The 15,498-nt window shown below is 67.5% G+C and carries 18 protein-coding genes and 3 pseudogenes; 4 read left to right on the forward strand and 17 right to left on the reverse strand.

What is annotated here, in order from left to right; genetic code table 11:
- Nucleotides 1-99: 99 nt before the first annotated feature.
- The 11 genes from IE106_RS18565 to IE106_RS18615 all read right to left on the reverse strand — a co-directional run bounded on the left by IE106_RS18565 (nucleotide 100) and on the right by IE106_RS18615 (nucleotide 6,496).
- On the reverse strand, nucleotides 100-1,218 hold the full coding sequence (locus tag IE106_RS18565; protein ID WP_189535438.1) for a tyrosine-type recombinase/integrase: 1,119 nt from the start codon (nucleotides 1,216-1,218) through the stop codon (nucleotides 100-102).
- Complete coding sequence (locus IE106_RS18570; protein WP_189535440.1) at nucleotides 1,218-1,433, reverse strand: excisionase family DNA-binding protein; 216 nt, start codon at nucleotides 1,431-1,433, stop codon at nucleotides 1,218-1,220. The genes IE106_RS18565 and IE106_RS18570 overlap by 1 nt, the downstream gene beginning before the upstream one ends.
- Nucleotides 1,430-2,821 (reverse strand): replication initiator protein RepSA, encoded by a 1,392-nt coding sequence (gene repSA, locus IE106_RS18575; protein WP_308427882.1) that lies wholly within the window; start codon nucleotides 2,819-2,821, stop codon nucleotides 1,430-1,432. The genes IE106_RS18570 and repSA overlap by 4 nt, the downstream gene beginning before the upstream one ends.
- On the reverse strand, nucleotides 2,818-2,988 hold the full coding sequence (locus IE106_RS18580; RefSeq protein WP_189535442.1) for a hypothetical protein: 171 nt from the start codon (nucleotides 2,986-2,988) through the stop codon (nucleotides 2,818-2,820). The genes repSA and IE106_RS18580 overlap by 4 nt, the downstream gene beginning before the upstream one ends.
- 5 nt (nucleotides 2,989-2,993) lie before the next feature.
- Nucleotides 2,994-3,176, reverse strand: a complete 183-nt coding sequence (locus IE106_RS18585; RefSeq protein WP_189535444.1) for a hypothetical protein — start codon at nucleotides 3,174-3,176, stop codon at nucleotides 2,994-2,996.
- A 95-nt stretch (nucleotides 3,177-3,271) separates the two neighbouring features.
- Nucleotides 3,272-3,511 carry a hypothetical protein gene (locus IE106_RS18590; RefSeq protein WP_189535446.1) on the reverse strand — a complete coding sequence of 80 codons (240 nt, stop codon included), beginning with the start codon at nucleotides 3,509-3,511 and terminating at the stop codon, nucleotides 3,272-3,274.
- 14 nt (nucleotides 3,512-3,525) lie between these two features.
- Nucleotides 3,526-3,828, reverse strand: coding sequence for a SpdD protein (locus IE106_RS18595; protein WP_189535448.1), 303 nt, complete (start codon nucleotides 3,826-3,828; stop codon nucleotides 3,526-3,528).
- 12 nt (nucleotides 3,829-3,840) lie between these two features.
- The gene (locus IE106_RS18600) at nucleotides 3,841-4,029 is read right to left on the reverse strand and encodes a mobile element transfer protein (RefSeq protein WP_189535449.1); all 189 of its coding nucleotides are present in this window, start codon (nucleotides 4,027-4,029) and stop codon (nucleotides 3,841-3,843) included.
- A 19-nt stretch (nucleotides 4,030-4,048) separates the two neighbouring features.
- Nucleotides 4,049-4,738, reverse strand: a complete 690-nt coding sequence (locus IE106_RS18605) for a DUF2637 domain-containing protein (protein WP_189535451.1) — start codon at nucleotides 4,736-4,738, stop codon at nucleotides 4,049-4,051.
- Nucleotides 4,739-4,814: 76 nt separating this feature from the next.
- The gene (locus IE106_RS18610; protein ID WP_189535453.1) at nucleotides 4,815-6,161 is read right to left on the reverse strand and encodes an FtsK/SpoIIIE domain-containing protein; all 1,347 of its coding nucleotides are present in this window, start codon (nucleotides 6,159-6,161) and stop codon (nucleotides 4,815-4,817) included.
- 2 nt (nucleotides 6,162-6,163) lie between these two features.
- On the reverse strand, nucleotides 6,164-6,496 hold the full coding sequence (locus IE106_RS18615) for an SCO3933 family regulatory protein (RefSeq protein ID WP_189535455.1): 333 nt from the start codon (nucleotides 6,494-6,496) through the stop codon (nucleotides 6,164-6,166).
- A gap of 189 nt (nucleotides 6,497-6,685) precedes the next feature.
- On the opposite strand from IE106_RS18615, the gene IE106_RS18620 reads away from it, so the two are divergent.
- Nucleotides 6,686-7,444 (forward strand): GntR family transcriptional regulator, encoded by a 759-nt coding sequence (locus tag IE106_RS18620; protein ID WP_189535457.1) that lies wholly within the window; start codon nucleotides 6,686-6,688, stop codon nucleotides 7,442-7,444.
- Here the strand turns inward: IE106_RS18620 and IE106_RS18625 are convergent, their stop codons facing one another.
- From IE106_RS18625 to IE106_RS18635, 3 genes and pseudogenes are all read right to left on the reverse strand, one after another.
- Nucleotides 7,445-8,062, reverse strand: coding sequence for a nuclease-related domain-containing protein (locus IE106_RS18625; protein WP_189535460.1), 618 nt, complete (start codon nucleotides 8,060-8,062; stop codon nucleotides 7,445-7,447).
- 540 nt (nucleotides 8,063-8,602) lie between these two features.
- A complete protein-coding gene (locus IE106_RS18630; RefSeq protein ID WP_189535461.1) occupies nucleotides 8,603-9,202 on the reverse strand; it encodes a hypothetical protein in 600 nt (199 codons plus the stop codon).
- 424 nt (nucleotides 9,203-9,626) lie between these two features.
- A pseudogene (locus IE106_RS18635) lies at nucleotides 9,627-10,028 on the reverse strand (tyrosine-type recombinase/integrase); the annotation flags it as partial.
- Here IE106_RS18635 and IE106_RS30990 point away from each other — a divergent pair.
- The 3 genes and pseudogenes from IE106_RS30990 to IE106_RS30995 form a co-directional block, all read left to right on the forward strand.
- Complete coding sequence (locus IE106_RS30990) at nucleotides 10,015-10,449, forward strand: GntR family transcriptional regulator (protein WP_189535467.1); 435 nt, start codon at nucleotides 10,015-10,017, stop codon at nucleotides 10,447-10,449. The pseudogene IE106_RS18635 and the gene IE106_RS30990 overlap by 14 nt on opposite strands.
- 568 nt (nucleotides 10,450-11,017) lie before the next feature.
- Nucleotides 11,018-11,332, forward strand: coding sequence for a hypothetical protein (locus IE106_RS30835; protein WP_308427883.1), 315 nt, complete (start codon nucleotides 11,018-11,020; stop codon nucleotides 11,330-11,332).
- A 1,245-nt stretch (nucleotides 11,333-12,577) separates the two neighbouring features.
- A pseudogene (locus tag IE106_RS30995) lies at nucleotides 12,578-12,835 on the forward strand (transposase); the annotation flags it as partial.
- Between the two features lie 281 nt (nucleotides 12,836-13,116).
- Here the strand turns inward: IE106_RS30995 and IE106_RS18655 are convergent.
- From IE106_RS18655 to IE106_RS30840, 3 genes and pseudogenes are all read right to left on the reverse strand, one after another.
- On the reverse strand, nucleotides 13,117-13,341 hold the full coding sequence (locus tag IE106_RS18655) for a hypothetical protein (RefSeq protein ID WP_189535469.1): 225 nt from the start codon (nucleotides 13,339-13,341) through the stop codon (nucleotides 13,117-13,119).
- Between the two features lie 2 nt (nucleotides 13,342-13,343).
- Nucleotides 13,344-14,087, reverse strand: coding sequence for a hypothetical protein (locus IE106_RS18660; protein ID WP_189535471.1), 744 nt, complete (start codon nucleotides 14,085-14,087; stop codon nucleotides 13,344-13,346).
- A 1,113-nt stretch (nucleotides 14,088-15,200) separates the two neighbouring features.
- Nucleotides 15,201-15,335, reverse strand: a pseudogene (locus IE106_RS30840) (site-specific integrase); the annotation flags it as partial.
- Nucleotides 15,336-15,498 lie beyond the last annotated feature (163 nt).

Consider the following 15,498-nt stretch of genomic DNA (forward strand, 5'->3'; position numbering starts at 1 on the left):
TTTCCCGGAGTCCTGGGCCTTGTTCGTTCCCCCGTGGTCATGGGGCGGGAGGACCGTCGTGCCACTCACATGCCACATCGGGGCCACAACGAGTCCACATCACCCGTCCCGATCGCGGGTCCTCCTGATCTGACGGTCGACGTGGTCGGCGATCTCCTGATCACGGCCGTTGATCAGATGCTGGTAGATCAGCGCGGCCCGCACCGACGAGTGCCCCATCCGGTGCATCAGCTCCCGCGTGGTCGCGCCACCGGTGGCCGCCAGGGTGTTGCCCGTGTGCCGCAGGTCGTGGAAGTGCACGTCACCCAGACCGGCCTGGGGGAGGGCGCGCAGCCAGATACGGCGGAAGTTGTTGCGGCGCAGCATGCCGCCGCGGGGCCCGACGAAGACCAGTCCGTTGCGGCCGGCCTCCGAGTACTCGGACAGGTGGGCTTGCAGCTCCTCGACCAGCGAGGCCGGAAACGCGACCGTACGGATGCCCGCTGCGCTTTTCGGCGCCTTGATCAGCAAGCCGTCCGTGCGCGTCTCGGCGGCAGCCCGGCGGACGGAGACGACGCGGCGTTCCAGGTCGATGTCATGCCGCTGGAGTGCGGCCAGCTCCCCAAACCGCAGCGACGTGAAGGCGGCGAGCAGGATCAACATTCGGTAGCGCTTGGGAACGACGTCGGCGAGCCGGAACACCTCGGCGACCGTGAGGAAGGGGCGCTCAGCCGTCTTCGTGGTGCCGGCGCCCTTGATCCGGCACGGGTTGCGCTGGATCAGTCCGTCATCAACCGCCGTGTTCATGATCGCTCGAAGGATCTGGTACGCCTTCGCCACGGTCGCCTCCCCCACGCCGCTGTCGAGGAGGCCGGCACGCCAACGCCGGATCTGCGGCGTGCTGATGTCGCCCACGTTGACGTCGCGGAACGTCGGCAGGATGTGCAGCCGCAGTGCACTGCCGTTGCGCTCCCGCGTGGTTGCCGCGTAGTCGCGCTCCTTGAACCAGGCGTCGGCGTACGCCCCGAATGGGATCTTGTCGTCCGGATTCTGCCAACGACCCTCGATGATCTCGGCTTCCTTGCGGACCAGCCATCGGTCGGCATCCGTCTGCGTCCCGAAGGTCTGGGGTGCCGCGCGGAGCAGCCCGTCAGGGCCTCGATAGCGCGCCTGGAAGCGCCCGGACGGCAGCTTGCGGACCGAGCCGAAACGGCGCTTCCTGCCCTTGCCGTTCGCCATCAGGCCACCGCCCTGTACGCCGTCCCGCGGCTTGGCGAGATCGGTGACACGGTGTTCGCCAGGACGAACGACTCCAATGCGCTCTCGGGAATGCGCACATGGCGGCCGACCTTGACAAACACGATGCGACGCTCGGCGATCAGACGTCGCGGGAAGCGTTCCGTCGTCCCGAGGTACTCGGCGACTTCGGCAACGCTCAGCAGTCGGTCCTTCATGCTGCGGTTCCTTCCAGGTCGAGTTCGGCGCGGATTTCTCGGGCGTGCTCGCGGTTGTGTTGGATGTCGCGGCGGATGTTGGCGGCGAGCCAGGATTCGCCGGGGGTGTGGCCGTGGCCGGCGTAGGCCCAGTGGGCGACGACGAGGGTGGTGGCTTCGGGGTGGTCGTCGGGGTCGGGCAGGCCGAGGGCGGCGCGTTGTTCGGCGGCGCGGTAGTCGGCGCGTGCCTGGCGCAGGGCGGTGAGGGTGGTGGAGTAGCGGCGGGACTTGGTGGAGAAGTGGCCGCGGAAGCCGAGCATGTGAGCCCAGTCGCGCAGCTTGCGGTCGGGGTAGAGCGGGTGGAGGTCGAGGCAGGCTTCGATCAGGCGCCGGGGGTGGTCGGGCACGCCGAGCAGGTCGAGGGCTTCTTTGTTGCCGATGCGGCGGTCGACGGTGCCGGTGGTCTCGGCGGCTTTGGTGGCGTACTTGGCGACGTAGGAGGCGACGGCTTGTTCGTTGATCTCTTCGCCGTTGCCGAAGGCGCCGATGGGCTGGATGTCGAGTTGGGTGCCCCAGCGCAGCGTGCGGGCGGGCTGGTCCCCGGCGGCGGGGATGTCGACGCGGACACGGGCGGCGGCGGCCCGGATGGCGTCGGTGAGCAGGTCGAGGGTCGCCCACGGCGGCGGAGGCGAGTCGGGGCCTTCGGGGCCGTCGAAGCGGATGACCGCGTGGAAGTGGACGGCGCCGCGCTTCTGGTACTCGGCGACCTTGCCGAAGGAGACGCGGGACTGGTCGCGGGCGGCTTTCTGGGTGAGGCCGGCGCGGCGGGCGATCTCGCGGCGGAGGTAGATCGTGAAGTAGCGCCACAGTTCGGAGGCGTGGTTGTTCCACAGCACCGCGCCCGCGTAGTCGTACGTCGCCGGGTCGAGCGCCGTGCCCAGCTCGGGGGCGTCTTCGGGGTGGCGGGTGCCGCAGGCGCAGGGCCGGTTGCCGGGCCGGTTGTGGACCGGGCCGAACGAGGGGGCGGTGAGGGTGGCGAAGACCCGGGGGTGGTCGCGCACGGTGTCAGGGGTGCCCTTGGCGGGGTCTCCGACGAGTCCGGCGCGGATCAGGTGGTAGGTGTCGCCGGCGTAGGTCCAGGCGCAGGCGGGGCAGCGCGAGGCGCGGCGGTTGCCGCAGGCGACGCGGAGGCGTCCGCCCGGTTCGGTGTCGGTGGAGTAGTGGTGCAGGACCAGCCCGGTGGCGGCATCCCGAGTGACGGTCTGGCCCTGGAGGTGGATGGGGTTGGCGCAGCCGCCGGTGCGGCGGATCTGGTCCTGGAGGCGGTCGAAGCCGGTAGACCCGGCCAGCCTCAGCACGTCGGCGAGGGTGGCCGGGTCCAGGCCCGCCATGGTGGCGGCATCACTCACGCGTCGTCCTCCTGCGGGGCATGGGTGTCGATCCACTCTTCGGCGCAGACCTTGTGAACGGGCTTGCCGCGGTCGGAGCGCAGCGGGGTGGGCTTGGTGCAGAGCACGCAGGGCTTGTCGCCGGTGTGGTCGTAGTGGTCGGCGGAGCGCCAGTTCAGCAGGGCCACGGCGGTCACTTCCCGGCGCGGACGCGGGTGGCGGCGGAGGTGGTGTGGCCGGTGCCCTTGCAGGTGGGGCAGGTGACGCGCAGGGTGGTGCGGGTGCCGTCGGCGTGACGGATGCCGGTGGTGATGGTGGCGGTGGCGAAGCCGTCGCAGTCGCGGCACACGGGCGCGGTCGGAGTGTGCTGGGGCATGATGGGCTCTCCCTTTCGGGTCCGTTGGATCTGGGATGGGGCTCAGGCGCCCGGGGCGGCGGAAGTTTGGCGACCGAGGCCGCCCCGGGGGCCGCTCAGCGGCGCCGGTTGCGGCGCGGCGGGTTGATGGGCGGGATGGCGTCGTACGCCTCCTGGCCCTGCTGGAACGAGGCCGCGTCGGCGTTGGTCCGCACGGTGTTGCTGTACTCGCGGCCGATGCGGCGCATGGTCTTGCGGTCGCCGTGGCGGCGCGCGATGGCGAACTCACGACCCAGCTCGGCCATGGCCGGGTTCGCCGGGGTCTCGGTGTCCTTCTTGCGGTTGAACAGGCCCATGACGGGTCTCCCTTTCAGCGCTTGTGGTTGAGGTCCTTCAGCAGCAGGCGCAGCACGACGGCGACCAGGGCGACCGAGGCCGCGGTGACGGCGACCGCCAGGAGCGTGGAGACCAGGACCGTGCCGACGACGAGGACGGCGGCGGTGCCGGTGGCGACGGCGGCGGGCGTGACCTGGACCGTGGCGCGCGACGGGGCCGGGGTGGGCGTCACCGTGGCCGGGGCGGGAACGGCCGGCGGAGTCGCGGTGGCGTCGGTCGGCTGGAGCGGGACGACCTGGGTGGCGGTGTCGGGCAGCGGGTACTTCGGGGTGAACATGGGGCGCCTCCTTCAGGCGTTGCAGCGGTGGGTGCGGGCGGCGAGTTCGGCGGCGGAGCGGTGGTGGTAGTCGGCGGAGAAGTCGCAGCCAGGGGCGGTGCACACGGCGGTGTGCTTGGTCCGGCCGCGGCCGTCGTAGTGGCTGCCGACCCGGACCGGGCCGATGCGGATCACGTCGTAGAAGCGGTTCGGACGCGCCATGGGGTTACCTCCTTTCTGATCAAGTGAGTTGGGCGGCGATGGAGTCGGCCAGCGGGGCAGGGACACCGAGGCGGGCGCGCAGGGTGCTGGAGTCGATCGGCGTTCCGGTCTGGGCGCGGTGAGCGTCAGCGACCTTGCGTGCGTGGTCGAGGAGCGCGGGCGGTACCGGCACGGAAGTGGTCGGTGCGGGTGCGGGCAGTTCCGGCATGGAGTCCGGGGCAGGCTCGACCCTGACCAGATCTGGTTCGAGGGTCTGTTCGAGGGTGATCGGCTCCGGGGCCGCTTCGGGGGCGCGGTGATCCGGTTTGGTGACCGGTGTCGGAGGCGTGGTCGACTCGTCCTCGGTGTGCGTGGGGGCATGGACGAGGAGGGTTCCGCCGAGGAAGGCGAGCGCGGGCCATCCGGCGACGAGGATGCGGAGCCAGGCGGGTACGTCGTTCAGATCGAGCAGTCCGGCGGTGGCGACGTTCGCGCCGAGGGACGCGGCGAGGGCGATGACGAACCACACCCAGGCGGCGCGGTTGTCACCCTGCTTGCGCATCCGACGCCAGGCCGCCACCAACAGCAGGTCGACACTGACCGGGTAGGCCCACGCCTTCCACCCGTCCTGCCCGGCCGCTTCGGCCAGGTCGTGCAGGTGGGCGAAGGACAGGGCGCCGGCGATGACGGCCTGAACAAGCACGGCGTCGAAGCGGAAGTTACGGAACATGGTTCACCTCCTTTCAGGCATGGAAGGGGTAGGGACCTGGCGCGGGGTGCGGTCGCGCCGACCGTCGAATAGGGGGTTAGTCGGTGATGGGCACCGGCTTGAGCAGCGGCGGGGCGTCGGCCGCCGGTGCGGTGGGAACGACCGGCCAGAACGGCTCCAGGGCCGGGATGCGCGGGGTGAGGTGCGCGTACTGGGCGCAGAGGGCGGCGGTCTTGGTCGCGCTGAGTTCGGGGGTGCGGATGCGGGACCAGCCGCCGGAGGAGTCGCCGGCCACCGCGAGGCCGGGCCGGTCGGGCGGGATCGTCAGCACGGCCACGACCGCGTCAGGGGCGATGTCGCCCAGGCCCATGTCGGCGGTCTGCTTGTCGTTGACGCGGTGGACGACCCGGCCGGTGAGCTGGGCGCGAAGGGTGGTGGCGCCCTTGCCGAGGTCGGAGCCGAAGCGCTGGCCGCAGACCTCCAGGAAGATGCCGGCCGCGCGGGCCATCTGCCCCAGGCGGATCATCTGCGTGACCATTCGGTCCCGGCGTTCCTCGTCCTTCTTCCCCGTCACGAGGAACAGCTCGGCGACCTCGTCCACCAGGAGCACGACTGGCACCGGACGGACTTTGTCGGGCAGCGCCCACACATCCGCGGCGCCGTACTCGCTGAGCAGGTCGAAGCGCGCTTCCATCTCGCCTACCAGGGCGTCCAGCAGCGCGGACGCTTCCTCCGGGGTGACGGCCAGGGCCGACAGGCGGGGCGCGTATCCGCGCTGCTCGACCCCGCGCTTGCAGTCGATCCCGACCAGCGCCACGTTCAGCCGAGCGAGCCCGGCAATGAGGTTGCGCTGATACATGGACTTGCCCGACTGGTTGGCGCCGAGCGTCAGCGCGTGCGGGACCTTCAGGTAGTCCCGGACGAACGCCGTGCCATCCTCCCGCAGCGCGACCGGCACCGTCATCGGCCCGGAAGGCAGCCGGCGCGGCATCTTCACCCGCCGCAGTACGTCGTAACCGGTCATCCGCAGCTCAACGAACCCCGGCTTGGTCTCCACCACGTTGACCGAGTGGACCCCCCAGGCGTGCCGCAGCCGCTCAGAGGCAGCGACCACGTCAGCGGGCTCAAGGCCGGCCGGGAGGCGGAGCGTGACCCGCATCCCGGTCGCAGAACCCCGCACGCGCCGGATCTTCGGCGGGACCGGCTGGACGTCCGCGCGGCGGGCGACGGTGCGGACCATGAACGCCCGCAGACGCGACGGCTGCACCGTCAGCCCACACACGTCCATCGTGGACCGGTACGTCACCGCGAACCGAACCCGCGCCACCGGGAGACCCACCAGCGACCAGAACACCCGCGGAGCGCGAGCCCTCGCGTATCCCAGACCACCACCGGCACCGGCCAGAGGGAGACCGACCTCCCATAACGTCGACAGATCCGACATGGTCAGGCCCCCAGCGGCGTGACGGCGACCGCACGGAACGAGATCCCGTGACGGGTCTGCCCGTTGAACGTGTTCTCCCAGTCCCGCGCCTTGAGCCCGATCACCGACACCGGCATCCCCGGCTTCAGGCCCTCGGGGAGGCCGGTCTGCGGGACGGTCACCTGGTACAGGTTCCCCTCCCCCTCGTCCGAGATCAGCAGACCCACCGTGGACAGGCCGGCACCGCTCTCCCGGTCCACCGCCCGCTCACCGGTCTGCTTGCTGACGAGCTTCGGCACGGGGGCCGTGGCCACGAACACCACGGCAGTCGACGTGTCCACCTTGAACGACGGCATAGCTGTCTCCTCGTCCCTGAGGCCACCCCTTGTGAGCAACCTCTCTAGAGATGACTCCATAGAACAGCGCCTCTCTAGAGATGTCAACACGTCTCTAGAGAGGTTTCGGATTGGCCCCTGAGGCGAGCCGCCGGTTGGGGTGAACGCGTGATCGCCCCTAAGGTGTCTAGAGAGGAAAGGAGGGATCACATGGCCACCCAGGGCAGCGGACGCCAGCCGAAGTACCAGCGCATCGCGGACGATCTGAGGGAAGCGATCCAGGCCGGCGAGTACGGCCCAGGTGATCGGCTACCGGGAGAGAACGACCTCATGGCCACTTACGAGGTGGCTCGCATGACGGCGCGGCAGGCACTCGGCGTGCTCCAGAACGAGGGCCTTGCCGAGTCGCGCAAGGGCGCCGGCGTATTCGTGCGCGCTTTCAAGCCGCTCAGGCGGCGAGGCATTCAGCGACTGTCCCGCGATCAGTGGGGAGCGGGGCGTTCCATCTGGTCGGCGGACATCGAGGACCGGACCCTAGTAGTCGACCAGGTGCAGGTGTCCGAAGCCGCGGCACCCGAGCGGATCAGTCGAGTGCTCGGCATGGAGGCCGGTGCGGCGACCTGCACGCGGAGTCGCCGTTTCGTTCTCGACGACAAGCCCGTCCTTCTGGCCACGTCTTACCTGCCCGCGGACTTGGTGGCGGGTTCGGCGATCACTCAGGAGGACACCGGCCCCGGCGGCATCTACGCCCGTTTGGCCGAGCTGGGCTACAAGCCCGTGCACTTCCGTGAGGAGATCCGTTGTCGGATGCCGTCGCAGGAGGAAGCGAGTCGGCTTCAGCTCTCGATGGGCACCCCGGTGATCATGATTTGCCGTACGGCGTTCGCGGACGAGGGGCGACCCGTCGAGGTGAACGAGATGATCCTCGACTCCGCCGCGTACGTGCTGGAGTACGACTTCGACGCCTGATCAGCCGGTCCAGGTGCGGGCCTGCCGGGCCACGCTGTAGATGTGCGCCGCCTGATCGGGCGAGAGCACCGGTGACAGCCCCGACAGCACCCGGTCGATGTGCTCGACCTCCAGGACGAGCACCGGCGGGTTCGCACCCTTGACCGTGAGTTTCGCCGCGTGGACCACGGAGATCACGGGTCGGACGGGGACGTCGATCCCGCAGTGACGGGACAGGACGCGGGATACCCGGCGCGCTTCAGACTGACTGGCTGCGATGTGCCGAGTCCGGCTGCCGTTGATCGTGATCGCGATGTCGCCGTACCAGACGGTCTTCCCCGGATGCCGTTTCGAGTTGATGGTGAAGACGCCGGCGGGACCGATGGCGATGTGATCGATGTCCGTGCCGGTCGCCCATTGGATGGCGTGAAGGGTGAACCAGCCGCGGCCCCGGAGCCGGTCCAGGCGCTTACCGGTGAGCCGCTCACCTACGAGGCCGTCCTTCCAGCTGCGAAGCTTCGGTTCCGCCGACCATCGGTCCACCAGCCTGAGCAGCGGGTTCGGTTGCAGTTCCCGGATCTTGCGGCGTACCGCATCGCCCGCCCGATTCTGCGCCAAGTCATCCGGTAATGGCTGCACCCTGCCCCCTCATGCGTACGGCTCGACTGCCACACCATCACCCAGGCATGACCAGCGCCAAGAGTCCTATCGGTCATGAGTTGTTACAGGTTTCTCTACCTCATCAAGCACCCGGCTGCGCTCCGCTCCGCCGGGCGGGCTTCCCGGCTCCGCTCCGCGCGACGCTCCTGCCTTCGGCCCGCTCCGCGCGCGCTGCGCCGACGCCCGCCCCTACGGCTGGTAGGCCCAAGGGCATGAGCCGAGCCCCAACCGCCCGCGGTTCCCTCCTCGTCACGGACATGCCTCCGGCGGGGGCGCTCCGACTCCGGGATGGCGGGGGCACCGTATGCGAGTGCCGGCCGTGGAGGGCTGAGGCGGGGAACTCCCATCCCGTCTGCCATCGACCCAGGACAAGCCGAGCAGACACGGCACCGGGCGTCCAGGTCGTTCGTACAGTGGCGCGCTCCACCTGGACGCCCGGCACCGCGCCCGCTCCACTGACGTGTGGGTCGACGGCAGACGGGATGGGAGTTGGGGGTGAGCGGTGGATCTACGGGCGGGCTACTGGTGCAATACGTCATACATGCGACTCAGAAGTTCATTTCGAGCTTCACGCGTGAGGTCAAGCAAGCTCTGAAAATCAGAGCCGAGGTTCGATAGGTGTCCGTCGTGAACGAGCCCACTCCACACATAGAGGGTGGTGTGAAGGTCTGCGGCCGCTTCCGAAAGCTTCTCAATAACATGATCAAGAACCTCGGCGGGCCCCTCAAGACGAAGTGAATTGATTTGTGCATTGAGTTGGTCAAGGGTCTCCGAAACTCGCCTTCCCTCCGCTTCGTCATTGAATGAACCAACGATTTCACCGTTCTCATCATGCTGGTCTATGAGAAGTTCTCCCGCCGCGAAGGTAGCCGTCAGGTAGTGATGGCATGCCGTCAGCGTTTCGGCATAGGTGCTGCGACGCGACTCCCACCGCGCCTGATCGCGTACGGCAACCGCGTTCCGGTCAACCTGCGCCAAGAGGGCGAGCGACTGTTGGTGAGCGATCTCCTGCCCTTTGCGTGCTTGTCGTAGGACGCCATATAGGGCCAAGCACCCGACGATGATCGCCCCCATTGTGGCCAGTAGTCCATTAAGCAGTGTGTACTTCCATTCCTCCATCACTAGATGATGACTGAAGTCTGCGGGCAGCGCAGCAACGAACGTAAGTAACAGCGGGCTTGGAAGCTCCGCCATGCTGTGGGGCAGCGAGACAGCAACCATCCGGCAGCGCCGCCGCTCTCAGCACCCCACACCTGTAGCTCGCATCGAAGGTCGGGGTGAGTGTCTGACACGAAGAGGTTGCGTGCCACAGCCGTGCCAGATCGAGTGGTCAACCGCGGTCAATGCAGGTGCGTAGTGGCTTCGACGACCGTCTGCGGTATCAGCGTCCCGTAGGACTGGTGACCAGTGAGGATGTGTCTGCGAGGGGCGCCAGGCTTACAAAGCAGATGTCGGCGGTTCGAAACCGTCCGCGCCCACCACCACGAAGGCCCCCGCAGCACATCGCTGCGGGGGCCTTTGACGGTAGAGATTGACGGCAGTCTCACTCGGGACGGCGCCGGCGGAGCAGCCGGTCCATGTGCCCCATCGCCTCCCTCCGACGCTCGTCGGAGACGTGCGTGTAGATGTTCATCGTGACGGCGATTTGCGAGTGCCCCAGGATCTCCATCACGACCCGCGCCGGCACGCCCGCGGCGAACAGGAGCGTTGCGCACCCGTGCCGGGCGTCGTGCAGCCGGATCCGGGGGAGCCCGGCCGCCTCCGCGATGCGCTGGAACGAGCGGCTGAGGTTCATCGGCTCGACCGTGCGGCCCGTACGCGTCGTGAAGACGTAGTCACTGTCCTGCCATTGCTGCCCCGCCGCGTCCCGCTGCATGGCCTGGCGGAGCCGCTGCCAGCGCAGCGGCGGCACGCACATGAGGGGGAGGGGGATGACGCGGCTCCGACAGCAGCGCCCGAGGTACCACCGAATTGCGGATGACCTGCGGGGACAGATCGAACGGGGGGAGCTTCAGGCCGGTGAACAGCTCCCAACGGAGTTCGAACTGGTCGAACGGTACGAGACGAGCCGCAACACGGTTCGGCTAGCCCTGCGACGCTTGACGGAAGAAGGACTCATCATTGCTGGTCAGGGGCGGGGTAGCTTCGTTCGTCGAAGCCTGACGCCGGCGGTGTGGGAGTGGTCGGTGTTGGAGTCGCGGGCGCGGCATGAGCCGGATGAACGCGGCGACCAATGGGCCGGCACTGTGGCCGAAAGTGGCCGCCAGGCCCGGCAGGAGGTCCGGGTGTCCATCCGCCGCCCGCCGCCCGCCGCCCGCCGCCCGAAGTCGCGGAGCGTCTCCGGTTGGATGCCGAGACCGCGTTGACCGTCGTCCGGGAAGGAGCGCGCATGGTCGACCAGGACCCGTACGCCTTGGCTGACTCCTACTTCCCTGAGGAGTCGGCCCGGGGCACGCCGCTCATGCTGCCGGAAGACGTATGGGCACCCGGCGGCATCCTGGCCGGCATCGGCCTCGTACAGGCTCGCTACTGCGACGAGATCACCGTTGAGGATGCCGACTCGTGCGGAGATCGAAAGACTGTCGCCGCCCTCCGCGACTCCCGTCGCCGTCCACATGCGTACGGGATACGACGAGAACGATCGACCCCTACGGGTAATGATCACGATCCTTCCGGGAGACCGTCATGTCATCACGTACGACGTCTCGGCGGAGTGAGCGAGCCCCACAGGAGCAAGCAGGCGTGAAGGCACTGAGAAGCATCGACTCGACACTTCCGCGCGACGTGTGCCCTGAACAGGTTTGGTACACGTCCTACGGCTCGAACATGCACCTGGATCGGCTGGCCGCGTACATCCAAGGGGGGCAGCCTCCAGGGGCCGCGAGGGAGTATCCGGGGTGCCGCAACCCCACAATGCCGGCACGGTCCATCCCCGTGGAGCTCACGGGCGCGATGTACTTCGCAACCGAATCGCCTGCGTGGGGAGGCGGCAGGGCCTTCTACGATCCGCACGCCAGTGGGCGCGTGCTGGCGAGGGCGCACCTGGTGACCGCTCAGCAGTTCGCTGACATTGCGGCTCAGGAGATGTACCGAGCACCGGATTCGGATCTCGACCTGACCAACGCGCTGACGCAGGGTCGAGCCGTGCTGGGGGAGGGCCGGTACGAGACGCTCGTGTGCGCCGGGCAAGTCGACGGCATGCCCGTGCTGACGTTCACAGCCCCGTGGGGCATGAGTGACGTCCAATGACTTCCTCCCTCCCCCGCCTACGTGCGCTTCCTGGCGTCGGGCTTGTTGTCGGCCGGTGCTTGGGATGTGGAGGCGATTGCTGCGTACGTCGCGGCTTGTCCTGGCGCGGCGGGCCACTGGACGGAGCGAGGTATCTTCGAGCTGCTGAGTGAAGACGCGTGAGGGGCGCTGGCGAATAGCCTTGCGGCCACCCTCCGGCCAAGAAGCTGACTGAAGGGCCCGCAGAACAAGGGAAGTAGCAGGTCGAAGGCCACTTACTCCTCGTTCGTGTCACGGTCTTGAAAACCGTCGCCGCCGAGGCGGGTAAAACTTTCCCTACTTCATCAAGGCGCCCGCCGCGCACAGCGCGGCGCGCGCGGCCCGGTCGCCCGGGCCGACGCTCCTGTCTCCGCCCCGCTCCGGCCCGGCCCGGCCGCACGCCTAACAGCTCGGGTTGATAGTGGGAGAAACCCGCTGTGGCTGGGGCGGTCGGTTCCATGGCTTTAAGATGCGTGAAACTTTCCGAGATGAGACCCTGATGATGGGATCATCCTACGGAGTGAGGCGGCCCCGTTAGACGTGGGAAAAATCAGCGAGGTCCTGTCATGAAGCTTGGGCGTATTGCGGCTGCGGCAGTTCTTGCGGCGTCCATCCCGTTCGTGGGCACAGCCCAGCCTGCTGCGGCAGCAAATACACACACTGTCACCCTCCAAGGGACTATGGAGGTTGTTGAATGTTGTGGATTGTTCGGTGCAAGTGACAAACAAATACGCGATATCAATCGCTCAGTTCGCCTTACTCACGGTCAAGCGGAATTGTTCAAGGAAACGGTCTGCGCGGGGGGTGAAGCCAGAGGTGAGCTGCGTGTAAACGTGCGGGTGCGAAGTTCCGAAGCTCTTGTCGTCGTCCCGACCCTAAGATTGTTCGAAGGCTCAAGCTGTAGCAACCTTGATCTCGATGGGCAAGGGCTTGGTGGGGGTCGAAATCTCCCCTTGGGTACCGCGCAGACGTGGGTCTTGAATGCATTTAACAACGAATTCCACTCGGCTGATTATGCCAGCGCGTGGTTTAGCGTTATCCATAAGATTGGACCGGGCGGCTGAAACTGGCTATCTGGCTTCATCTACTCAACATGCTTGTCCAGGGGGGGTCTCCCCGACAGCCACGCGCCGACGGGAAGTGCGCGCAGCACTCGGCCGTCCGCCTGGACACGCGCACAACCCATCAGTCCGAGCCCTGCGGAGACGAGCACGCCTGTTAGGAGCCATCTCATTTGGCGGATTGGGTTGGCTGTCGGTCGTGGTGGGAATTGTTGAGCGGCTGGTGCCGGAGGCGCCGTCGCGGCCGCAGGGTGGTGGCCGGCGTCGGCACGGTGACCGGGAGGTACTCGCTGCGATCGTGTTCGTGGCCACGTCGGGCTGTACGTGGCAACAGCTGCCGAAGGCGTCGTTCGGGCCGTCGGGGGCAACAGCTCACCGACGCTTTTCCGAGTGGAGCAAGGCCCGGGTGTGGACCAGGCTCCACCCCTGGCTGCGGTGGGGCGCTCGTGTGTCCCAGGTGTCACCGATGTGAGCCCGGTCGAGATGACGGCAGAATGTGACGGCAACGAGAGCGTACAAGCCCAGTCAGACAGGCACCGGCCCGTCGGAGGCGAACCCGCGCCGCAACTCCTAGCGCGGGTTTGGATGGTCATCCGGTCGAACTTACAAAGCAGATGTCGGCGGTTCGAAACCGTTCGCGCCCACCAGGAAATAGGCCCCCAGTCGATCACGACTGGGGGCCTCTGACATCCACATCCATGTGACTCACAGGCCCGCGTTGTTGTCCTGGACGACGTGGGGGTAGGCGTTCACCGGCACGGTGATCTGGCTGCGGCCGAGGATCTCCTTCACGAGGCGGGGCGGGATGGCGGTGGCGGTGGCGGTGGGGAGCGTCGCCGTACCGTGGCGGGTGTCATGCAGCCGGACGATGCGAAGGGCGGCGTGCTGGTCGTGATGGACCTCCGAAGGAGGCGATCGCTGTTCCGTCACGGCTAGGAGGGTGGATCGTCCAGGCGCTCCAAGGTGAGTTGATAGGCGTTCCTCAGCCGCGTGAAGTCGTAGAAGTCCCCCTGCGGCTCGCGCTTGACGGTCAATAGCCCTTGTGCTTCGAGCTCCTTGCGGCCCTTGGTCCACGTGTCTGAGGACAGGTTGTAGCGCTGACGCCTCGCCGTGTGGATGTATCGAGGCTCCGAGTGCCCTCCAAGGGCTTCTCTGAGGGCAAAGAGTAGGGCTGTTGCCGTTGGCGACAGATAGAGGAGCCAGCCCCGCGTCCAGAACTCGACCGGCATGCCGACGTAGCGGCCCTCCTCCCTTGGTTGCGTGTACACCCCTCCATCACCGGTGGCGCTCCGCAGGGTGATCGCCGAGGGCCGCCCCCACTGCGGCTGGAGGTCGATGAACTGGTTCTCTTCCAGCCACTTCAAGTTGCTGGCCACCCGCCTCGGCCCCGTCCTCGGGTCGAGTGCGAGCATCTGCGTCCAGCCGTTCGGGCCCGGCGGTCTGCGCAGGTCAAAGGGCTCTTTCGTGGCCATCATGGTGATGCACAGGTAAAGCCGGAGACGCACCTTGCCGCCGCGTCCGCCTTGGATGAGCCGAGCCAGCGGCGGAGGCGAGTCGCCGTCCTCAGGCGCGATGACGAACGCCGGCGGGAAGGGGATGTGCCCCCGCCTCTTCGCCTTGTCCGCTGCCCCCTGCAGGTAGGCGAGCGCCTCAGACTGACGTCCATCGAGCGGCACGTCTTTTACCTTCCTGCAGGAGAAACAGGGATATGGGGCTAAACGGGGTACACGGGGGTGCTTGGAGCTTCTCTATGGATCCCGTCACGGGGGTTGAGAGATTACAGCAAGAGCGTAGACCTATACGACACGAAGGGAGACTACTCCTCTGCTGACGTCGAGTGACTCCTGCGCAGACGACAAACACCCCTTTTGACGTGGTGTTTTCTCCCTGTCAGCATCGCCTCAGTCAAGCCGGAGATCGTCGCGTGGCCCACCTGGGATGCTGCCGCGATTCCACGGATGAGGGGATTGATAGAGGTTGTCCAACCACGACTCATCGCTCCGAGGCCTCTGGGCGGCGGTCATCGTGCTCGGTGCACTCATGGCTGCCATGCTGAGCACCGCCGCTCTCTGGACGGCGGGAGCGCCTGCGTACGCCGCGCTGGGGGGAGGGGGTGTCACCTTCATCGGTGTAGCCACCCTGGGGTTCACCCTGAGGAAGTTCTTGACCGAGTGAGGAGCGAGGCGTGATGCCGTGAGGCTCTGAGTAGTCGATGTGGGTGCTCAGAGCCGTCCGGACGGTACGGCGGGAGAAGTCTGAGCTTGTTCTCCGGGGCTGAGCCGTCGGCGTGCTGCTGTCCGCCGCGGTTGCGCCTCCCCCTCTGCGGCGAGTGCTGGAAGCATTCCAGCGTCCGACGACGAAGGGGACAGGATGGTTCAGCCGAAGTGCGGTGCTCCTACCCAGAGCGGAGGCCGCTGCCAGAACAAGGCGGTCACGGGTACCTCGCGGTGCTCCAAGCACCAGGGACCGTGGTCCCCTTATGGGGTCGAGCAGCGGAAGAAGAAAGAAGCCGAAGCCAAGATGAAGAAGCTTCGGAAGAGGCGGTAGAGGGCCGTCGAGCGCAGCCGGCTGACATCTAAAACTGACATCAACGGCGACGGATGACGGCGGTCGCACACGAGCTGCCATGGCGGTGGTGACCAGCGATCCGCCCTTGGTGAGAGCGCCCCGCACGAGCTTACAAAGCAGATGTCGGCGGTTCGAAACCGTCCGCGCCCACCAGCGAGAAGGCCCCCAGCCGATCACGGCTGGGGGTCTTTGACATCCGGCGCTGACGTCAACGGCGCCGGTCACCGGCGGTCGGGGCGCCTCCTGAGCAGTCTGTCCGTGTGGCTGACGGCCTCACGCTGGGTGTCCTGCACGACGTGCGTGTGCACGTTCATGGTCACGGCGATCTGGCTGTGCCCGAGGATCTCCATGACGACGGCGCGGATGTGGGAGCCGTCCGCGCACGCGCGGGACCAGTCGAGTTCGCCGGCCGCGTTCAATTCGACGAGCAGGATGCGGTGCAGTCGGTCGAAGGCCCCGGCCTGCTGACACCACTCCAGGCGCCGCCAACAGGTCTGCCCGGAACCGAATCCCGGCTCC

This window comes from Streptomyces roseolilacinus, from assembly GCF_014649335.1.
In the GTDB taxonomy this organism is placed as follows: domain Bacteria; phylum Actinomycetota; class Actinomycetes; order Streptomycetales; family Streptomycetaceae; genus Streptomyces; species Streptomyces roseolilacinus.